Here is a 19,064-nt window from a genome sequence, read left to right as displayed (position 1 = left end):
AAGCGATGAGACCCGTGCCCCACGACCATCAGTCGCTGACCAGGCGTGTCCGTCATGTTGACGTCATGGATGCCGAGCTCACGCTGTGGGAGATCCTCGCGTCGCGCCGCTATGGCGAGCGGCGCTTCCGCCGCGGCGTCGTCATCGGCCCCTATGTCGTCGATTTCGTCTGTCTCGAAGCCCGCCTGATCGTCGAGATCGACCGCGGGCTGCCGGGCAGCGGCCGCGACTACGAAGCGGTTCGCACGCGCTATCTGGAACGCCAGGGGTTCAGCGTCCTGCGCTTCTGGAGCAATGACGTGGTCGCCCGCGCCACTGCCGTGCGCGATACGATTCACAAGCGGCTGCTGCATTAGGATCTGGAGCTGCGTGCCGCCGGCCCATGAAGATGCCGGCGAGACGCCGGCGCTCCCAATGAAACGTCGCGAGGCTTCAGCGCGACGTTCTAGAGCATCGAGCGGTCAATCGGACCCACCTGTCATCCCGAGCGCAGCGAGGGATCTAGGGCGGGCCTGGGTCCCTCGCTGCGCTCGGGATGACAGGGTGAGTCTGATATTGCGCGCGTCGTTCTAGACGTCGAGGTCGCGTGCGAACTGCGCGTTCTGCTGGATGAAGGCGAAGCGCTTCTCAGGCTTGCGGCCCATCAGGTCCTCGACCAGCGACGAGGTGCGCATAGCCTCGCGGCGTTCCTCCTCGCTGGCGGCGTGCGGCACATCGACCCGTAGCAGCGTGCGCCGCGCCGGATCCATGGTGGTCTCGCGCAGCTGCGAGGCCGGCATCTCGCCCAGGCCCTTGAAGCGGCTGATCTCGACCTTGCCGTTGCCGGTGAACACCGTCGCCAGCAGCTCGTCGCGATGCTGGTCGTCGCGCGCGTACTCAATGCGTCCGCCGCGCGACAGGCGATAGAGCGGCGGCTGCGAGAGGAACAGATGGCCCCTCTCGATCAGCTTGGGCATCTCGCGGTAGAAGAAGGTCATCAGCAGCGAGGCGATGTGCGCGCCATCGACGTCGGCGTCGGTCATGATGATGACGCGCTCGTAGCGCAGCCGCTCGTCGTCGTAGTTGGCGCCGGTGCCGCAGCCCAGCGCCTGGATCAGGTCGGTGATCTCCTGATTCTCGCGCATCTGCGCGTTCGACGCGCTGGCGACATTCAGGATCTTGCCGCGCAGCGGCAGGATCGCCTGCGTCTCGCGGTCGCGCGCCGACTTGGCGGAGCCGCCGGCGGAATCGCCCTCGACCAGGAAGATCTCGGTGTCCTCGCGCCTCGACGAGGAGCAATCCGCCAGCTTGCCGGGCAGGCGCAGCTTGCGCGTCGCCGTCTTGCGCTGCTGCTCGCGGTCCTGCTTGCGCCGCAGCCGCTCCTCGGCACGCGCGATCACCGCCTCGAGCAGGACGTTGGCGGCTTCCTTGTCGCCGGTGAGGAAGTGGTCGAAATTGTCGCCGACCAGGCCCTCGACCAGGCGCTGCGCCTCGACGGTGACCAGCTTCTCCTTGGTCTGGCCCTGGAATTGCGGCTCGGGGATGAAGATCGAGACCAGGCCGGCTGCGCCATCCATCACGTCGTCGGCGGTGATCTGCTGGGCCTTGCGGTTGCTCACAAGCTCGCCGTAGCGGCGCAGGCCGCGGGTGAGCGCGTTGCGGAAGCCGGCCTCGTGCGTGCCGCCCTCGGGCGTCGGCACGGTGTTGCAATAGGAGCGGAGGAAGCCTTCCTCGTCCTGCGGCCACCACACCGCCCATTCGACCTTGGCCTGCACGCCGTTCATCGGCGTCTGGGCCAGTCCGGCGAAGGGCGCGGGGATGACAGTCGGGCGCTGGCCGATCTCGGATTCGAGATAGTCGCGCAGGCCGCCGGCGAAATGGAACGAGTCCTCGGCCGGCACGCTGCCGTCCTTGGGCAGGAGCGAAGGATCGCAGCGCCAGCGGATCTCGACGCCGCGGAACAGGTAGGACTTCGAGCGCGCCATGCGATAGATGCGATCGGGCACGAATTTGTGGCCGCCGAAGATCTGCGGGTCGGGATGGAATGTCACCGTCGTGCCGCGCCGGTTGGGCGCCGCGCCGACATTCTTCAGCTTGGAGACCGGCTTGCCGCGCGAGTAGTGCTGCTCCCAGGACTGGCGGTCGCGCGCGACCTCGACATGCAGCTCGTCGCTGAGCGCGTTGACCACCGAGACGCCGACGCCGTGCAGGCCACCCGAGGTGGCGTAGGACTTGCCGTTGAACTTGCCGCCGGAATGCAGCGTGGTGAGGATCACCTCGAGCGCCGACTGCTTCGGATACTTCGGGTGCGGGTCGATGGGGATGCCGCGGCCGTTGTCGCGGATCGACACCTTGTTGCCGGCCAGCAGCTCGACGGTGATGGTGTCGGCGTGACCGGCGACGGCCTCGTCCATGGCGTTGTCGAGCACCTCGGCGACGAGGTGGTGCATGGCGCGCTCGTCGGTGCCGCCGACATACATGCCGGGCCGCTTGCGCACCGGCTCGAGGCCCTCGAGGACCTCGATATCCTTCGCGGAGTATTCCGAGCCGTTGCCCTTGCCGTTGCGCGGGCCGGCCCCGTCGAACAGGTCGCCGTTCTTCGCCATTGTCTTTGTGTCCGTTCTCGGGCGGGTCCGGGAAGGGGTTCCGGTTTGGCCGCCGCGTCAATGGTATGGTACGAAATGCGCGCGAGGGCAACCGCCGGGCAGGGAAGACAGGATGGCCGAGACCGCGACCGCCGGACGCGTTGTGGATTTTACCCGGGAGCCCATCCTGCGCATGGTGCCGCAGCCGGCCGACATGAACGGCAACGGCGACATCTTCGGCGGCTGGGTGCTGGCGCAGATGGATATCGCCGGCGGCACGGTGGCCTCGCGCGCCGCGCAGGGCCGGGTGGCAACGGTGGCGATCACAGCCATGACCTTCGTGCAGCCGATCAAGGTGGGTGACCTGGTGAGCATTTACGGCGAGGTGCGCAAGATCGGCAACACGTCGGTGACGGTGTGGCTGGAGACCGTGGTCGAGCGCCGGCTCGATCCGACGCCGATCCGCGTCACCGAGGGCACCTTCGTCTTCGTCGCCATCGACGACAATGGCAAGCCGCGACCGGTGCCGAAATGAGGCGCCTGGCGTTCATCGTGCTCGCCTTGCTGGCGTCGGCCGCGCCGGCGGCGGGGCATCCGCACATCCTGATCAGCTCGGTAACCCGCTTCATCGAGAAGGATGGACAGTTCACCCATGTCGAGATCGAGTGGCGTTTCGACCCCATGGCCAGCTCGATGGAGATCATCGCCGCCGACGCTGACCGCGACGGCAAGCTGTCGCCCAGGGAGATCAAGGAGCTGGGCGACATCGCGCTGCCGGAACTGAAGAGCTTCGGCTACCTTGCCTGGTTCTCGACCGGCGCGAAGGACTTCCGGCCGCCCAAGGCGCCGACGTTCAATGCGCGAATCGCCGATCCGGCGGAGTTCGTGCCCGAGGATTGGGCGCCGACGCCCGATCCGCCGGGCGGTCCGATGGCCAAGCCTGGCCCACCGCCCAAGCCGGACACCAAGGTCGAGACCAAGGGGCGTCGTTTCCGCAATCTCGTCTACATCTTCCGCTACCCCCTGGCGGCGCCGACCAAGACCTTGTCGGTGGCGGCGCTCGACCCCGAGGATTTCATCCGCATCGAGGCTGATCGCAAGAGCCCGCATGAGATCGTCGGCAAGGCGGAGGGCGCGAAGTGCAGTCTCGACAAGCACCCGACTCTCAAGAGCGAGTTCTGGCCGGGCAATCCGGTCTTCGCCGATCGCGTCACCTGCACCTTGCCCTGACATGTCGCTGAACATCCTCGAACGCCGCCTGTCGTCGCGTACCGCCTGGCTGGCCATCGGCGGCGTGCTGCTGCTCGCAGCTCTGGGCCTGGTGCTGTTCGCCGACCTCGCCGGTGGGCTGGGGCGCGTCGCCGCCAGCGTCCAGTTCCGCCTGAACCGCGAGGTCACCATGCGTCTGCGCGATCTCGGCGAGGGCGCCGGCATCGGCACGCTGTGGGCGCTGGTGGTCGTGGGCTTCAGCTATGGCGTGGCCCACACGCTGGGGCCGGGCCACGGCAAGGCGGTGGTGGTGGCGTATTTCCTCGACGGCAAGAAGCGCGCATGGATCGACGGCATCCTGGCCGGCGCCTGGGTGTCGATCACGCACACCGTGGCGGCGCTGGTGCTGGCCGGCGTGCTGGCGCTGATCGGGCTGCTGAGCCCGCTGGCGGCGCAAGGCAGGGTGAGACTGATCGAGCTGGTGTCCTTTGGCCTGATCTTCGCCATCGGCCTGTGGCGCCTGCATGCCGGCCTGACGGGTCGGTTGCACGACCACGACCATGGGCACGACCATGGCCATGCGCACGAGCACCATGGTGACGATCATGGGCATCATCACCATGATCACGAGCATCACCACCACCACGACGCGACACCACGCCGGCGCCGCTTCCTGCGGCTCGACTCCGGCCTGGGCCTGCTGACCGCCGCGGGCGTGGCGCCGTGCGCCGGCGCCGTGGTGATGGTGCTGATCAGCGCTGCGCTGGGCGTGCTGTGGGCCGGCCTGCTGGGCGTCGTGGCCATTGCGCTGGGCATGGCGCTGACCCTGGCGGCGATCGGCATCGGCTCGATGCTGGCCCACCGTTTGCTTGTCGGCGATCGCACCTCGAACGCCGTCGGCCGCATCACCACCGTGCTGGCCGCGCTGCTGGTGATCGGCACCAGCGGCTTCCTGCTGTTGGGGGCCGTCGCGCGCCTGATGGGCGATTGACGCATGGATTGAATCGTTGAGTGCGGCGGCGGAGCGGTTTAGTTCCGCCCTCCATGTCCCCTCCGGCTGCGCCCGCGCGCGAACGTCGCATCCTGCTCGGCATCCTCTTCATCTGCCTCTCGGGCGCGCTGTTTCCGATCATGAACGGCCTCGTGAAGCTGCTGAGCGGCGGATACGAAACTCCGCAGATCGTCTGGGCGCGCACGCTCGGCCACCTGATCTTCGTGCTGGCGCTGTTCGCGCCGACGCGCGGCGTGGTCGGCATCCTGCGCACGAGCAGGCTGCCCTGGCAGATCGGTCGCGGCTCGCTGCTGCTGCTGTCGACCCTGTGCTTCTTTTCCGCCGTGCAGTTCGTGCCGCTGGCCAAGGCGGCGTCGATCAGCTTCACCGCGCCGCTGATCGTCACCATCCTCGCCGTGCCGCTGCTGGGCGAGCAAATCGGCCTGCGCCGGGTGCTCGCCATCCTGGTGGGCCTGGCCGGCGTGCTGATCGTGATCCGGCCGGGCAGCGAGGTCTTCCAGTGGGCGTCGCTGCTGATCCTGGGCAGCTCGGCCAGCTACGCCCTCTATCAGATCCTCACCCGCCAGGTGGCGGGTCACGACACGCCGGAGACCTCCGTCGTCTACAGCGCGCTTGTCGGCACCGTGATGACGACGCTGGCCGTGCCGTTCTTCTGGACCGCGCCGGCCTCGCTGCAGGACATCGCGATCCTTTCCAGCCTCGGCATCTTCGGCGGGCTGGGCCACTACTGCGTGGCGCGCGCCATGACCTACGGTCCGGCCAACGTGCTCTCGCCGTTCCAGTACTTCCAGCTGATCGGCTCGGTGATCGTCGGCTTCCTGATGTTCTCGGAGATACCCGACGTCTTCACCTGGCTGGGCGCAGGCGTGATCATCGCCAGCGGCCTGTTCATCGGCTGGCTCGAGTCGCGCCGGCGTCCCGCCGCCGCCGGCGCCTAGAGACCGACCGCCGTGAGGTCCGGCTTCGCCTTGTTGAAGCCGGTGGCGTCCTGGAACGCCTTGCCGGCGCGCAGCACCGTCGTCTCGGCAAAGGGCTTGCCGAGGATCTGCACCCCGGTCGGCAGCCCGCCGGAGAAGCCGCTGGGTATCGCCAGGCCGCACAGACCGAGATAATTGCCGGGCCGAGTAAGGTAGCCCGGGATGGGACCCATCTCGTCGTGCGTGGCGATGTCGAGCGCCGGCACGGCGACGGTCGGCAGGAGCAGCGCGTCATAGGGCGCGAACCAGCGCGTGAACTCGGCCCGCCGCCTGGCCAGCCGGCGCAACTCCTCGGCGTACTGGCCGGGCGGGTAGCCCTTCGCCGTGCGCACGCGCTCGCGCACGTGCGGGCCGATCGCCGTCGACTCATCCTCGATATAGGCGCGGTGCAGCGAGTAGGCCTCGGCGCTGACGATCGATCCCGCGGCCATCGCCAGATCGAAGAAGCCGTCGGGCAGCTTCACGGCCTCGACCCGCGCGCCTAATGATTCGAAGGTGCCCGCGCACTTCTGCCAGTTGGCGACGACGTCGGCGTGCATGAATGGCGGCAGCTGCGTGGCATCGGGCAGGGCGATTCGCATGCCGGTGATGCCCGACGTCGCATTCGCGGCCGACACGAAGTCGTCGAGCGGCTGGTCCAGCGTCGTCGGGTCGCGCGGGTCGGGGCCGACCAGCGCCTGGGTCAAGAGCGCGCAATCCTCGACCGAGCGCGCCATGGGGCCGATCGAGTCGAGGGTCCAGCTCAGCAGGATGGTGCCGTGGAGGCTGACGCGGCCGAAGGTGACCTTCAGGCCGACCAGGCCGTTGAAAGCGCAGGGAATGCGCACCGAGCCGCCGGTGTCGCTGCCGATGCCCGCCGGCGCCAGGCGTGCCGCGACGGCGACGCCGGTGCCGCTGGACGAGCCACCCGGCGTGCGATGGGTCTTGAGATCCCAGGGATTCCACGGTGCGCCCATCAGCGGGTTGGTGCCCCAGCCGCCGAAGGCGAACTCGACCATGTGCGTCTTGCCCAGCGGCACCATGCCGGCGGCCAGCAGCCGCTCGACCGTGGCCGAGGTCTCGGTGGCGACGCGCTGCGCCAGCATCTGCGAGCCGCCGGTGCCGATGCGTCCTTCGATGTCGCAGAGATCCTTGATGGCGATCGGCAGGCCGTGCAGGGCAGGCAGCGGCAGGCCGGCACCGCGCGCGGTATCGGCGGCATCGGCCAGGGCGAGCGCCTCGCGGGTGTACACCTCGACGAAGCTGTGCAGCTTGCCGTCGGCCCTGGCGATGCGCGCGAGGAAGGTCTCGGCGACTTCGCGGCTGGAGAAGCGCCTGGCCTTCAATCCAGCGGCCAGCTCGCTCAGCGTCATCTCGGCGATGTCGGACATCGGTGCTCTCCTCGGCAAGGTGCCGGGGCGAGACTACCGCATGATTTGCCCATCGCCAGCGCGCCAGGGTGGACGCAGTCCCCCCGAAGAAGGGGCTTGCGTTGGAGAGAACGCGTCGTGCTTCGCAGTGGCGCCGCTGCGATCAAGCGTCGTCCGGTCGCCGGGCAACTGCGGATCTGGTTAAGCCGCGCGGCGCTTGCGGGTGGCGGCGGCCTTGCGCGCCGAGGCTCGGCGAGCGCTGGCGGGCCGGCGCGCCGCGGCGGCACCGCCCTTGCGCCCGCCCTTGTGCGCGGCCGGGTTGCCGGTGCGCTTGCCGCGGCCCGAGCCGCCCGGCTTCTTGCCGCCGGCATCGTCCTTGTTGACCGTGGCCCAGGCGCGCCGTTCGGCTTCCTTCTTGCCGACGCCGCGCTTCTCGTAGCCTTCGGCGATGTGGTCGGCCTTGCGTTCCTGCTTGTCGGTGTACTTCGATTTCTCGCCGCGTGGCATGACGGCCTCCATTCGACGGAAGCGCAGCGCCGCTCGTCAGTCCTCGAGGATGGCCACTGCGCGGGTCCAGCCTGCCGACGCGCGATGGATCTTCACCGGAAAGCAGGCGACCGTGAAACCGAACGGTGGCAGCAGTTCAAGGTTGCACAGTTTCTCCATCTGCCAGTACGGCAGCTCGCGGCCCGCCTTGTGTCCCTCCCACAGCAGCGAGGCATCGCCGGTTTCCCTGTAGCGCGCGGCGACGGACTTGAAGGCCGGGTCCCACGAATAGGAATCGGTGCCGACCACCTTCACACCCTGCTCGAGCAGATGCAGCGTGGCGGCGCGGCCCAGGCCGCAGGCGGTGTCGGCATAGTCCATGTCCTTGTGACGCGTGCCGGCGCGCGTGTTGACGAGCACGATGTCGTAGGGCTTGAGCGAATAGCCGACGCGCGTCAGCTCGGCGTCGATGTCCTGCGGCGTGGCGACGTAACCGGCATCGAAAGCACGGAAGTCGAGCTTCACACCGGGGCGGAAGCAGTAGTCCAGCGGCACCTGGTCGATGGTCGCGGCGGGCTCACCCTCGGGCTTGTTCCTGTGATTGGTCGTGGGGTGGTAATGCCAGGGCGCATCCATGTGCGTGCCGGCATGGGTGCTGAGCGTGATGCGCTCGACCGCCCACGCCTTGCCCTCCGGCAGGTCCTCCTTGCGCACCCCGCCGAAGGCGCGGCTGAAAGCCTCGAACGAGCCCTCGTGATCGGTGTACTCGATCTTCGGCTGGTGATGCGGCGGAGACATCGGCCGGTCCTCGAAGGACACGGACAGATCGATGAATTGGCGGGGCATGGTCGGACTCCGGGGCAGCGTTGAATCGAGACTGTCATCCCGAGCGCAGCGAGGGATCCAGGCAGCTTCCTGGATCCCTCGCTGCGCTCGGGATGACAGAGGGCCCCAGGGTCGAGGGGGCAGCCCGCGGTTACGCCGCCGGCGACAGCACGTGGATCGTGCGATTGGCGATGTGCTCGCGGGTCTTCTCGGCGTAGGCCTTCATGTGCGGCGCCTGCGAGTGGGCCTTGAGCGCGTCGAGGCTCTCCCACTTCTCGACCACGACGAAGGTGTCCGGCCCCAGCGGCTTGCCGGCGGCGAAGCCCTCGGCGTCGATCACCGGGCCATACTCGATGCAGCCGTTCTCGGCGTGCACCGCCGGCATGTTGGCGCGGAAATGGCCGAGGATGGTGTCGCGCATGCCGGGCTTGGTGGTGATGATGGCGAGCACGTGGATCATGGTCGTTTCACTCCCTTCTGAACGAAGTCACGTTGCCTATGTAGCCGAGGCGCGTGTGCCGCGCACCAGTCGGCCGGGGCGGGGGCCCTGCAGGACGCCGTCGCGGTACGTGACGACGCCCGACACCACGGTGGCGTCGTAGCCGCGTGCGGGCTGACGCAACCGTCGTGCGCCGCCGGGCAGGTCGTACACCGGTGAGGGTGCGGCGCAGGCCAGCCGGCCGTGGTCGATGACGTTGAGGTCGCCCTTCAGGCCGGGCAGCAGCGCACCGCGATCGCCGAGCCCGACGGCGAGCGCGGGATCGCGCGCCAGGCGGCGTACGATCCACGGCAGCGCGAACTTCTCGCCCGCGCGGTCGCGCGTCCAGTAGGTCAGCGCATGCGTCGGATAGCTGGCGTCGCAGATCATGCCGTAGTGCGCGCCGCCATCGCCCAGCGCCACGATGGTCTGCGGGTGTCTCAGCATCTCGGCCATCGCCGCGTCGGAGCAATCGGTGAAGTTCGCCGCCGGCTGGTAGAGGATCGTGCGCCCGTCGCCCTGGACCAGCAGGTCGTAGGCCAGCTCCAGCGGGCTGACGCCCAGCGCCGCGGCGCGCGCGTCGAGCCGGCGCTCGCGCCGCGGCGTGTAGTCGGGCGGGTCGCCCAGCTCGAACATCGCACCGACATCGCGCATGAAGGCGAGCAGGCGCGGATTGGCGTAAACCGGATCCTCGGCCAGCAGCCGCGCGCGCATTTCGGGACAACGCAGCGCCGCGACTTTCTTGTCCAGCGGCAGCGCCGCGACGGCGGCGTAGCTCGGACAGGTCGAGAACGGGTGATAGGAGAGGTCGAGTCCGTATAGTACGGAAGCCGGCCGGCCGGCGACCTGGCCGCGAATCGGCAGGCCATCGTGGTTGGCACGCTCGATCTCGCGCAGCAGCGTGCGCCATCGGCTGCCCAGCGATGTGATGTCGAGCAGGGTGAAGGACAATGGCCTGCCCGATGCCTCGACCACGCGCCGCAGCATCTCGAACTCGCTGGCGCCATCGTCGTCGCAATCGGCGAAATCGTCGATCAGCTGGATCACGCCCTTGCCGGTCTCGCCCATTGCCCTGGCGATCGCGCGCAGCTCGTCCTCGGCAGCGGTGCTGGTGGGAATGAGCTCGCCGCTCATCAGACGGTGGAACAAGGTGCGCGAGGTGGTAAAGCCGAGCGCGCCGGCCTCGATGCCGTCGCGGACGATCCGCGCCATGGCCGCCATGTCCTGGGCCGTGGCGGGCTCGCGGCGCGCGCCGCGCTCGCCCATGACATAGACGCGCACCGGTGCGTGCGGGACCTGGGTGGCGAAGTCGATGTCCGCGTGACGGATGGACAGCGCGTCGAGGTACTGCGGGAAGGTCTCCCAGTTCCAGGGAATCCCCGCGGCCATAACGATCTCGGGGATGTCCTCGACGCCCTCCATCACCTTGACCAGCATGTCGCGATCACCGGGGCGGCAGGGCGCGAACCCGACGCCGCAATTGCCCATCAGCACCGTGGTCACGCCATGGGTCGAGGAGGGCGCGAAGGTGTCCTCCCAGGTGATCTGACCGTCGTAGTGGGTGTGGATGTCGACAAAGCCGGGGGTCACCAGCTTGCCGCGCGCGTCGATCTCCTCGCGGCCTGCGCCGTCGAAGCGGCCGACCGCGGCAACCTTGCCGCCCTCGATGGCGACATCGCCGTTGATCGGCGGCCCGCCAGTGCCGTCGAGCACCGTGCCGCCGCGTACAACGAGATCGAAGCGCGCCGCCATGACTACACCTCCGACGCTATACTGCTGCGTTTGATCTTACCTTCCCCCGGAGGGGGAAGGTGCCCGAAGGGCGGAAGGGGGATGCCGAAGACGAGCGCGGGAGTCCGTCTTCGACATCCCCCTTCCGGCGCTGCGCGCCACCTTCCCCCTCCGGGGAAAGGTAGTGCAGAGCCTTCATGCAGCCCGACCGTGCCGCAGCACGCGGCCGGGCAAGCGGTCGCTGGCCCCCAGCACGTCCTTGTCGTGCTCGCGGATCAGGGTGCCGTTGACCACCACGGCGTCGACCCCGACGGCGTCGGCGACGAGGCGATCGGCGCCGCCCGGCAAGTCGTACACCCGGCGCAGCGGCGTCGGCGCCACGGTCGTGGGATCGAAGACGACGATGTCGGCCGGACGGCCCGGCGCCAGCAGGCCGCGATCCTTGATGCCGAACAGCTCGGCCGGCCGCTGCGTCAGCATGTGCACGCCCTGCTCGAGGCCGAAGACACGCTTCTCGCGCACCCACTTGGCGAGGAAATAGGTCGAGTAGCAGGCATCGCACAGCTGGCTGGCGTGTGCGCCGGCGTCGGACAGCGCGACCACGGTGTTGCCATCCTTCAGCAGCTCCTCGACCTCGGCCTCGTCGTGGTTGATCAGCGCGATGCGCAAGCGCGGCTCGAGGTTGGCGTCGAGAGCCAGGTCGAGCGCGAAATCCAGCGGGCTCTTGCCGGCCTTCTGCGCGGCGGCGACGAGCGGCTGCTCCTCGAGGCTGCGGTCCCTGGGCGACCAGGTGATGGTCGAGCGCTCCGCCCAGGTGCGCAGGAAGGGCAGCAGCTGCTCGTTGATCGCGTCGCGGAAGGCGGGATCGCGATAGGCGCGGATGCGCGCGCCGGGGCTCTTGGCCTCCTCGGCGGCGAGCTGGTTGAACAGCTTCATGGACTCGAAGGGGAAGGGGCTGGCCCAGTTGAACTCGAAGAACAGCGGCCGGCAGCTGACCTGCGGGATCACGTCGGCGCCGGTCTTCCTGTTCTCCTCGGTGCGATCCAGATACTTGCGGTGCGAGCCCGGCCCGGCCAGTCCGGCGAGCAGCGCGGTCCAGGTGACGCGGATGCCACGCTCGCGCGAGAGCTTCGACATCTCCTCGATGAAGAATTCCTTGCCGAAGGTGACCTGCATCAGCGGCGCGCCGCCTTCCTTGGCGGCGCTCGCCAGCGTCTCGATCTCCTCGTAGCTCGCCTGCCGGCTGGGCACGGGGCGGCCGGCATAGCCGTTGTGGGTGATCGCCTTGGAGGTGGCGAAGCCCAGCGCGCCCGACTTCACCGCCTCCAAGACGGTGCGGCGCATGGTCTCGACTTCCTCGGCTGTCGCCGCACGCTCGGTCGAGGCCTCGCCCATGGTGTGAAGCCGCAGCGGCGTATGGCCGACGAAGACGCCGAGATTGATGGCGCTGCCGCGCTGCTCCAGCGTGTCGAGGTACTGCGGGAAGCTCTCGAAGCCCCAGTCCTCGCCCAGGCCGGCCTCGAGGGCCGCCAGGCTCATGCCCTCGACATTCTCCAGGGTCTGCATGATGCGCTTGCGGTCGGCCGGTCGGGTCGGCGCGACGCCGAATCCGCAATTGCCCATCACCGCGCTGGTCACCCCGTGCCACGGCGAGATGCTGGCGCCGCGGTCCCACAGGATCTGCGCGTCGTAGTGGGTATGCACGTCGACGAAGCCCGGGGCCACTACCCGGCCGGCGGCATCCACCGTGCAAGTGGCCTGACCATCGGCCTTGCCGAGCGCCACGACCCTGCCGTCCTTGACACCGACATCGCCCCTGAAGGCCGCCTTGCCGCTGCCGTCGACGATCTCGCCGCCGACGATCTTCAGGTCGTAGTCCATGGTTTCCTCCGCACGGCCGACGCTCCCGGTAAACGCCCATTCATCATGGCCGGCCAGGGGGATGGGAGCAACCGCCCAGGGCCGCCCCGATGTCAACCGACCCATGCGCGTTCGGGCCGGCAGCGCGCGTCGAAGTTGCAAACAACCAAACTGGACCCTTAGGCGATTGGCGCGGCGGGTCTGCACATAGACATTGCGGCGTAAGACATCACCCCTCTCTACGGCGCACGCGACCGCAATCCATGACCGGCAACGCCCTCAAGATTCTGCTTGTCGAAGATGAGGAAGCCATCCTCCAGGAGGTCGCGGAATACCTCCGCCGGCGCCGGCTCAGCGTATCGACCTCGGCGAATTTCGAGACCGCGCAGCGCAGCCTGGCGGAGGTCAGCAACCGCTTCGACGTCCTGGTCACGGATGTCCGGCTGCCCGACGGCGATGGCCTGGATCTGGTGCAACAGATCGCCACCACCGCCGAACCGCGCCCCCGGGTTATTGTGATCACTGGGCATCTCGACCAGAAATCCGTGACCGCCGCCCGCGACAGCGGGGCCGAAGCCGTGCTTCTGAAGCCATTCGCGCTCAGGACGCTGCTCGAGCAGATCACGAGCGGGCAGATCGCGAAGCAGGTCCAATGAGCTGCTTGATCGATACGGCCACGATGCGCGCGGCGCCATCAACTGAGGCATCCGGAGCCGGTCTGCGCGCACGGCTCGCCGCATCCGCCAGCGTGGTCGGCGTTGGTGGCGTCGTCTGGGGTGCGATCGCCATGCTGCTGTTGATCGTGGGTATCGGCTCGGCGGCGATGGCGATCGCGCTGTCGCTGCAGCTGACGACGCTCGATCGCGATCACGACACGTCGGCACGTCTGGCCAGGCTGCATGAGAATTTGCAGCGTCTCACGGCCGATCTTCTCATCGTCGTCACCTCGGAAGACGGCGAGCCGAAACTGGCCGCGACGCGCGAGGCATGGCGCCGGATATCGGTCGAGGCCGCCGGGCTCTGTCATGCGATGGGCACGCCGGCGGCCGACGATCGGCAGAACCTGACAGCGATCTGCGAGCGCTTCCAGGCCGCCGGGCCGATGCTCGACGCATTCCTGTCGGGCAACACGCAGATTACGACACAGGTGCAGCGTGCCGCCGCCGCGCGGCTCGCCGATCTCGTCGACTCCGTCCGTTCCTTCGACGACGACCACGTCAAGCTGTCAGCCGACCAGAACCGGCGGCTGGGCGAGCAGAAGTCGCTGTTGATCGTGCTGAGCGGGGCCACGGCCGGCGGCCTGCTGTCCGGCCTGGTGCTGGCCTATGTCGTGGCCGGCGCGGCCGCGAGCTACCGGCGGCGCTGGCTTGCGGCGAGCGAAGCCGAGCGATCCGCGACCGAGATGCGCGCGCAGCTCATGGAGGCGATCGAGGCGGTGCCGGTCGGCTTCGGCCTGTACGACCGCGATGCGCGGCTGATGATGTTCAACGACCGCCTGGCGGCCATGAACCGGGCGATCTACACGCCCGATCTGATCGGCAAGACGCACCGCGATGTGGTCGAGGCCGCCGCCACGACGCAGTCCTGGCGCTGGGCTACCGCGGAGGCGCGCCATGCCTGGATGGAACGCCAGTTCGACCGCTTCCGCGACGGCAGACGCGGCGATCTGCAGGATCGCGGCGACGGTCACTGGTTCGAGTTCTTCGAGATCCGCACGCCCAGCGGCCTGACCGCGTCGATCCGCCACGATGTGACCGAGCACAAGCGCCACCAGCAGCAGCTCGAGGCCAGCGAGCAGCGCTACCGCGACCTGGTCGATTCGCTGGTGGACGTCGTCTTCACGACCAATCCGGAAGGTCGCTTCACCTACGCCAGCGCCGCGGTCGAGCGCATGATCGGCATGACGCCGGCGGAGTTCACCCAACGCACCGCGGCCTCGGTCGTGCATCCCGACGACCTGCCGCGCTTCGCCGCCGCGCTGCGTGCCGCCAAGGCCGCACCGCAGCAGACACAGTCGCTGATCCTGCGGGTCGGTCCGACGCCGGACAATGTGCGCCAGCTCGAGGTCCGCTTCCGCGCCACGTCGGAGATCGGGCCGGACGGGCGCATGGGCTTCACCGGCATCGTGCGCGACGTGCACGAGCAGGTGCAGATGGAGCGTCGCCAGCGCGACGACACCATGAAGCTGCGCTCGATCGTCGAATCGGCGGGCGCGCTGATCCTGCTGATCGATCGCGACCTCAAGGTCGTGCTCGCCAACCGCACCTTCCTCGGCGCCACCGGCGATCCGGCGCGCGACGTGACCGGACGGCGCTTCGAGGACGTCGTTTCCTGCGCCATCGACAAGGCGGTGCTGGCCCGATGGCTCGAGCACGCCGGGCCGTCAGCGCTCGAGCCGTTCGAGTTCGACAACATCGTTCCGACGCCCGACGGCACTCGGCGTATCGTGCGGGTCACCGCCAGCCCGGTCCAGGACGAGACCGGCCGGGTCAACTACATCCTGTTCCTGGGCGTCGATGAGACGGCGCGGCGCTCGGCCGAGGTCCAACTGCTCGACGCGGCGCGCCTGGCGACGGTCGGCCAGATGGCGACCGGCATCGCCCATGAGATCAACCAGCCGCTGACGGTGATCGGCTTTTCCGCCGAATCGCTGCTCGACGACATGAACGAGTCGCTTGACCTTGAGGACCCCGAGGGCTTCCGCGAGGTGCTGGTCGGGCGGCTCAAGCGCATCGAGGACCAGACGCACCGCGCCGCCAACATCGTGCGCCAGCTGCGCATCTTCGCCCGCAAGCCCAACGAGATTCCGGCGCCGTTCGACGTCACCCAGGCGATCCGCGACGGGGTCGAGCTGATGAGCGAGCAGTTGCGCCTGGCGCGCTTCGACGTCGAGCTCGACATCGAGGCCGATCTGCCGACGGTGATCGGCCATCCCAACCGCCTGCAGCAGGTGCTGATCAACCTGATCGTCAACGCCCGCGACGCCGTCGAGGAGGCGCGTGCGCGTCAGTCCGACATGAGGGCCGGGCGCTGGATCGGCATCCGCGCCTATCGCTCGCCGGACCGCAAAGGCATGGCGATCGAGGTGTCCGACAACGGTCCCGGCATCGCCGCCGAGGTGCTGCCGCGGCTCTTCGAGCCGTTCTTCACCACCAAGCCGAGCGGCAAGGGCACCGGCCTGGGCTTGTCGATCAGCTCGGAGATCGTGCGCGAGATGAACGGCATGATCTCCGCCACCAACCGCCTCAAGGGCGGCGCGCTCTTCCGCCTCAGCCTGCCGACGACCGGCTGATCACTTCGAGGCCAGCTTCTCGATCTTCGCGAAGTCGATCGCCTTCAGGTATTCCTCCATCCGCGCGCGTGGCAGATGCGCCTCCTGCCACGACAGCTTCACGAAGAGATTGTTCGGCATCAGGAAATAGAGTTCCGTGGTGGCGCCGCTCTTGCCTTCCATCGCGTCGCGGCCGGCGACCTTGGTCTTGCTCCAGCCCCTGGCCGTGCGCTTGGCGTCGTCCTTCCACAGGTCGATCGGATAGCGGGCTGAGCCATCCGGATTGTTGTTGATGGCGATCATCACCGAATCGAGCCTCGCGGGGTGCTTGCCGAGCCGGTAGTGGCGGTAGGCACCGACGATCCTGCTCATGGCGGAGTTGGACGCCTCGATCTCCGGCGTGGTCGCGGTCCAACCTGCCAGTGGCTCAGGCAACGCCGCGGCATAGGTGCCGGCGCGCGCCTGCCACGCCGCCAGCGGCGGTGCAGCAGGCTTCGCGGCCTGTGCCCAAGCCGATGTCGAGATCAGCCAACAGATAGTGACCGCCATCGCGGCGGTGAAGACACGTCCGAACATGGCATCCCCCCAGCACAGAATCCGGCGCAACGTGGCCGGCAGGCGCATACTCAATGCGAGAAGTGTCGGCGGCAACCACAAAGCGGGGGTGATGGTCCGTACAACATCTGCGGGAAAAGTCCGTCCTGCCACACCACGACAGCTTCATGAAGAGATTGTTCGGCATCAGGAAGTAAAGCTCCGCGATCGCACCGCACTTGCCTTCCATCGCGTCACGGCCCGCGACCTTGGTCTTGATCCAGCTCGTGGCGGTGCGCTTCGCCTCGTCGTTCCACAACTCGATCGGATAGCGGGCCGAGCCATCCCGGTTGTTGTCGATGGCGATCATGACCGAGTCGAGGTTCGCGGGGCGCTTGCCAAGGCGGTATTGGCGATATGCCGCCACGGTCCGGCCGGCCATCGCGGAGTCCGAGGCTACGGTTCCCGGCGTGGTCGCGGTCCAGCCCGGCAGCGGCTCGGGCAAAGCCCCGGCATAGGCGTTGGCGCGGTTCTGCCGGCCCGCCATGGACGAGCCCGGCGGCGGGAGGGCGGGCTTGGCCGCCGCAGCCGCGCCGGCCGTCGGCATCGGCTCGCAGGCGGGGGCCGTCGTGGCGAAGGTGAGGGGCGCCTCGCGCGGATGGGGTCAGGCGGTATCGGGTCGCACCTCATCTGCGACGGCAGGAAAAATTCGCGAGTGATCGGCCGGGTTTCCCGCCGTACAAGGGCGTCGGTCCAGCGGGGGAGCGCGCAATGGCGTCGAAGCACAAGATCGCGGTGATCGCCGGTGACGGCATCGGCAAGGAAGTGGTGCCGGCGGGCATCGAGGTGGTCGAGGCGGCCGGACGGCGCTTTGGCGTCGAGTTCCAGTGGACCGAGTTCGACTGGAGCTGCGAGCGCTACAGCAAGACCGGCGAGATGATGCCCAGGGACGGGCTCGACCAGCTCAAGCCCTTCGAGTCGATCTTCCTCGGCGCTGTGGGCTGGCCCGGCGTGCCCGACCACATCTCGCTGTGGGGTCTGCTGATTCCCATTCGTCGCGGCTTCGACCAGTACGCCAATGTGCGGCCGGTACGGCTGTTCGAGGGCGTGTCCTGCCCGCTCGCCGGGCGCAAGCCGGGCGAGATCGACTTCTATGTCGTGCGCGAGAACACCGAGGGCGAGTACTCCTCGATCGGCGGGCGCATGCTCGAGGGCACCGATCGCGAGTTCGTCGTCCAGGAGGCGATCTTCACCCGCACCGGCACCGACCGGATCATGAAGTACGCCTTCGAGATGGCGAGCCGGCGCAAGCGCAAGCACGTCACCTCGGCGACCAAGTCCAACGGCATCATCTTCTCGATGCCCTATTGGGACGAGCGCTTCGCGGCGATCGCCAGGAGCTATCCCGGCGTGACGACCGACGTCTTCCACATCGACATCCTGACGGCGCACTTCGTGCGCAACCCGCACTGGTTCGACGTCGTGGTCGGCAGCAACCTGTTCGGCGACATCCTGTCGGATCTCGGCCCGGCGGTGGTCGGCTCGATCGGCATCGCGCCCAGCGGCAACATCAACCCCGAGCGCCTGTTCCCCTCGATGTTCGAGCCGGTGCACGGCTCGGCGCCGGACATCGCCGGCAAGGGCATCTGCAATCCGATCGGCCAGGTCTGGTCGGGGGCGATGATGCTGGAGCATCTCGGCCACAAGGACGCCGCCGACGCCATCGTGCGCGCGATCGAGATCGTGCTCGCCGGCGGCGGCCCCAAGACGCCCGATCTCGGCGGCAATGGCGGCACGAAGGATCTGACGCGCGCACTGGTCGAGGCGGTGAAGTCGGCGTGAGGGCGCTCTTCACATGGTGAACGGCCAGGGACGGCGTTGCTGATGATCGATGGGGCTTGCGCTATCCTTCGTTGCCTGCCTGCGGAGTGACCCGATGATCCCGTGTTCTCACTTGGCCGCCGCATGACCGTCCTCAGACGCCTGATCGAGGGCTTCGTCGACTTTCGCGGCGGCTACTGGCGCGAGAATCGGCCGCTGTTCGAGAAGCTGGCGCGCGAAGGCCAGCAGCCCAAGGTGCTGATCGTCGCCTGCGTGGACTCGCGCGTCGATCCGGGCATCCTCACCAGCACGCAGCCCGGCGACATCTTCACCATCCGCAATGTCGGCGCGATCGTGCCGCCCTACGGGCCCGACGGTCGCTACCACGGCACCAGCGCGGCGCTCGAGTTCGGCGTGCGCGCGCTGGGCGTCGAGCACATTGTCGTGCTGGGCCACGCGCTGTGCGGCGGCATGCGCGCGCTGCTCGCCGAGGACGACGCCCTGCTGGCGCAGTTCGAGTTCCTCAAGCCGTGGACCGACATCATGCGCCGCGCCGCCGACGCCGTGCGCCTGGGCGTGCCCGAGCTCGACGGCGTGTCGACCCAGAAGGCGGTCGAGCAGGCCGCCGTCGTCGTCTCCATGGGCAACGTTCTGACGTTTCCCTGGGTGCGCGAGAAGGTCGAAGCCGGCGCCATCGGCATCCATGGCTGGTACTTCGACCTGCGCAACGGCGAGTTGTCGGCGTTCGATCCGGACGAGGCGCGCTTCGCGCCGGTGGCCGCCGCCAGCGATCCCGAGCGGGCGATCACCGCCGCCAACGCCGGGCAGCTCGACAATGACCGCCTGCTGGCACGCCTGATCGACAGCTTTCACGCTGGCAGGCCCGGCCTGACCACAGCCAGCGGCACGTTGTAGGCCCCGTCCGTCGTCAGCGGCGCAAGTGACTC

Annotated in this window: 18 protein-coding genes; 9 read left to right on the top strand and 9 right to left on the bottom strand. The window is 68.5% G+C overall.

Features of this window, described 5'->3' with window-relative positions; all coding sequences use genetic code 11:
• Positions 1-5: 5 nt before the first annotated feature.
• Positions 6-356, top strand: coding sequence for a DUF559 domain-containing protein (locus KF889_17790; protein ID MBX3501295.1), 351 nt, complete (start codon positions 6-8; stop codon positions 354-356).
• Positions 357-569: 213 nt separating this feature from the next.
• Here KF889_17790 and parE read toward each other — a convergent pair whose 3' ends face one another.
• Positions 570-2,585 carry a DNA topoisomerase IV subunit B gene (gene parE / locus KF889_17785; protein MBX3501294.1) on the bottom strand — a complete coding sequence of 672 codons (2,016 nt, stop codon included), beginning with the start codon at positions 2,583-2,585 and terminating at the stop codon, positions 570-572.
• Positions 2,586-2,697: 112 nt separating this feature from the next.
• Between parE and KF889_17780 the strand changes: the two genes are divergently transcribed.
• From KF889_17780 to KF889_17765, 4 genes are read left to right on the top strand one after another with little or no spacing between them, the layout of a single operon-like run.
• Positions 2,698-3,099: an acyl-CoA thioesterase gene (locus KF889_17780; protein MBX3501293.1), complete on the top strand. Its 402-nt coding sequence runs from the start codon at positions 2,698-2,700 to the stop codon at positions 3,097-3,099.
• Positions 3,096-3,794, top strand: coding sequence for a DUF1007 family protein (locus KF889_17775; GenBank protein ID MBX3501292.1), 699 nt, complete (start codon positions 3,096-3,098; stop codon positions 3,792-3,794). The genes KF889_17780 and KF889_17775 overlap by 4 nt, the downstream gene beginning before the upstream one ends.
• A gap of 1 nt (position 3,795) precedes the next feature.
• Positions 3,796-4,764, top strand: coding sequence for a hypothetical protein (locus KF889_17770; GenBank protein MBX3501291.1), 969 nt, complete (start codon positions 3,796-3,798; stop codon positions 4,762-4,764).
• A 53-nt stretch (positions 4,765-4,817) separates the two neighbouring features.
• On the top strand, positions 4,818-5,723 hold the full coding sequence (locus KF889_17765; GenBank protein MBX3501290.1) for a DMT family transporter: 906 nt from the start codon (positions 4,818-4,820) through the stop codon (positions 5,721-5,723).
• Here the strand turns inward: KF889_17765 and KF889_17760 are convergent.
• The 6 genes from KF889_17760 to KF889_17735 form a co-directional block, all read right to left on the bottom strand.
• Complete coding sequence (locus KF889_17760; protein MBX3501289.1) at positions 5,720-7,132, bottom strand: amidase; 1,413 nt, start codon at positions 7,130-7,132, stop codon at positions 5,720-5,722. The two genes, KF889_17765 and KF889_17760, sit on opposite strands and share 4 nt — an antisense overlap.
• Positions 7,133-7,312: 180 nt before the next feature.
• Positions 7,313-7,618 (bottom strand): plasmid stabilization protein, encoded by a 306-nt coding sequence (locus KF889_17755; protein MBX3501288.1) that lies wholly within the window; start codon positions 7,616-7,618, stop codon positions 7,313-7,315.
• Positions 7,619-7,654: 36 nt separating this feature from the next.
• Positions 7,655-8,443, bottom strand: a complete 789-nt coding sequence (locus tag KF889_17750) for a cyclase family protein (GenBank protein ID MBX3501287.1) — start codon at positions 8,441-8,443, stop codon at positions 7,655-7,657.
• A gap of 130 nt (positions 8,444-8,573) precedes the next feature.
• Positions 8,574-8,882 carry an antibiotic biosynthesis monooxygenase gene (locus tag KF889_17745; GenBank protein MBX3501286.1) on the bottom strand — a complete coding sequence of 103 codons (309 nt, stop codon included), beginning with the start codon at positions 8,880-8,882 and terminating at the stop codon, positions 8,574-8,576.
• A 36-nt stretch (positions 8,883-8,918) separates the two neighbouring features.
• A complete protein-coding gene (locus KF889_17740) occupies positions 8,919-10,652 on the bottom strand; it encodes an amidohydrolase family protein (protein MBX3501285.1) in 1,734 nt (577 codons plus the stop codon).
• A gap of 174 nt (positions 10,653-10,826) precedes the next feature.
• Positions 10,827-12,512, bottom strand: coding sequence for an amidohydrolase family protein (locus tag KF889_17735; GenBank protein MBX3501284.1), 1,686 nt, complete (start codon positions 12,510-12,512; stop codon positions 10,827-10,829).
• Between the two features lie 242 nt (positions 12,513-12,754).
• On the opposite strand from KF889_17735, the gene KF889_17730 reads away from it, so the two are divergent.
• Positions 12,755-13,147, top strand: coding sequence for a response regulator (locus tag KF889_17730; GenBank protein ID MBX3501283.1), 393 nt, complete (start codon positions 12,755-12,757; stop codon positions 13,145-13,147).
• Positions 13,144-15,783: a PAS domain S-box protein gene (locus KF889_17725; protein MBX3501282.1), complete on the top strand. Its 2,640-nt coding sequence runs from the start codon at positions 13,144-13,146 to the stop codon at positions 15,781-15,783. Before KF889_17730 ends, KF889_17725 begins: the two co-directional genes overlap by 4 nt.
• Here the strand turns inward: KF889_17725 and KF889_17720 are convergent, their stop codons facing one another.
• Both KF889_17720 and KF889_17715 read right to left on the bottom strand, forming a co-directional pair.
• Positions 15,784-16,134, bottom strand: coding sequence for a hypothetical protein (locus tag KF889_17720; GenBank protein MBX3501281.1), 351 nt, complete (start codon positions 16,132-16,134; stop codon positions 15,784-15,786).
• A gap of 55 nt (positions 16,135-16,189) precedes the next feature.
• Positions 16,190-16,903: a hypothetical protein gene (locus KF889_17715; GenBank protein MBX3501280.1), complete on the bottom strand. Its 714-nt coding sequence runs from the start codon at positions 16,901-16,903 to the stop codon at positions 16,190-16,192.
• A gap of 164 nt (positions 16,904-17,067) precedes the next feature.
• Here KF889_17715 and KF889_17710 point away from each other — a divergent pair, with 164 nt between their 5' ends.
• The gene (locus KF889_17710) at positions 17,068-18,138 is read left to right on the top strand and encodes a tartrate dehydrogenase (GenBank protein ID MBX3501279.1); all 1,071 of its coding nucleotides are present in this window, start codon (positions 17,068-17,070) and stop codon (positions 18,136-18,138) included.
• Positions 18,139-18,261: 123 nt separating this feature from the next.
• The gene (locus tag KF889_17705; GenBank protein ID MBX3501278.1) at positions 18,262-19,032 is read left to right on the top strand and encodes a carbonic anhydrase; all 771 of its coding nucleotides are present in this window, start codon (positions 18,262-18,264) and stop codon (positions 19,030-19,032) included.
• Positions 19,033-19,064 lie beyond the last annotated feature (32 nt).

The organism is Alphaproteobacteria bacterium (assembly GCA_019635875.1).
GTDB lineage: Bacteria > Pseudomonadota > Alphaproteobacteria > Reyranellales > Reyranellaceae > JAFAZJ01.
The sequence above is the reverse complement of the archived record's forward strand: the minus strand, read 5'-3'. Positions and strand labels throughout refer to the sequence as shown.

Bases quoted from the DNA above. Each gene is read 5' to 3' on its own strand.
- KF889_17790 (MBX3501295.1), top strand. From the start codon at position 6: ATGAGACCCGTGCCCCACGACCATCAGTCGCTGACCAGGCGTGTCCGT.
- parE (MBX3501294.1), bottom strand. From the start codon at position 2,585: ATGGCGAAGAACGGCGACCTGTTCGACGGGGCCGGCCCGCGCAACGGC.
- KF889_17780 (MBX3501293.1), top strand. From the start codon at position 2,698: ATGGCCGAGACCGCGACCGCCGGACGCGTTGTGGATTTTACCCGGGAG.
- KF889_17775 (MBX3501292.1), top strand. From the start codon at position 3,096: ATGAGGCGCCTGGCGTTCATCGTGCTCGCCTTGCTGGCGTCGGCCGCG.
- KF889_17770 (MBX3501291.1), top strand. From the start codon at position 3,796: ATGTCGCTGAACATCCTCGAACGCCGCCTGTCGTCGCGTACCGCCTGG.
- KF889_17765 (MBX3501290.1), top strand. From the start codon at position 4,818: ATGTCCCCTCCGGCTGCGCCCGCGCGCGAACGTCGCATCCTGCTCGGC.
- KF889_17760 (MBX3501289.1), bottom strand. From the start codon at position 7,132: ATGTCCGACATCGCCGAGATGACGCTGAGCGAGCTGGCCGCTGGATTG.
- KF889_17755 (MBX3501288.1), bottom strand. From the start codon at position 7,618: ATGCCACGCGGCGAGAAATCGAAGTACACCGACAAGCAGGAACGCAAG.
- KF889_17750 (MBX3501287.1), bottom strand. From the start codon at position 8,443: ATGCCCCGCCAATTCATCGATCTGTCCGTGTCCTTCGAGGACCGGCCG.
- KF889_17745 (MBX3501286.1), bottom strand. From the start codon at position 8,882: ATGATCCACGTGCTCGCCATCATCACCACCAAGCCCGGCATGCGCGAC.
- KF889_17740 (MBX3501285.1), bottom strand. From the start codon at position 10,652: ATGGCGGCGCGCTTCGATCTCGTTGTACGCGGCGGCACGGTGCTCGAC.
- KF889_17735 (MBX3501284.1), bottom strand. From the start codon at position 12,512: ATGGACTACGACCTGAAGATCGTCGGCGGCGAGATCGTCGACGGCAGC.
- KF889_17730 (MBX3501283.1), top strand. From the start codon at position 12,755: ATGACCGGCAACGCCCTCAAGATTCTGCTTGTCGAAGATGAGGAAGCC.
- KF889_17725 (MBX3501282.1), top strand. From the start codon at position 13,144: ATGAGCTGCTTGATCGATACGGCCACGATGCGCGCGGCGCCATCAACT.
- KF889_17720 (MBX3501281.1), bottom strand. From the start codon at position 16,134: ATGAGCAGGATCGTCGGTGCCTACCGCCACTACCGGCTCGGCAAGCAC.
- KF889_17715 (MBX3501280.1), bottom strand. From the start codon at position 16,903: ATGCCGACGGCCGGCGCGGCTGCGGCGGCCAAGCCCGCCCTCCCGCCG.
- KF889_17710 (MBX3501279.1), top strand. From the start codon at position 17,068: ATGGCGTCGAAGCACAAGATCGCGGTGATCGCCGGTGACGGCATCGGC.
- KF889_17705 (MBX3501278.1), top strand. From the start codon at position 18,262: ATGACCGTCCTCAGACGCCTGATCGAGGGCTTCGTCGACTTTCGCGGC.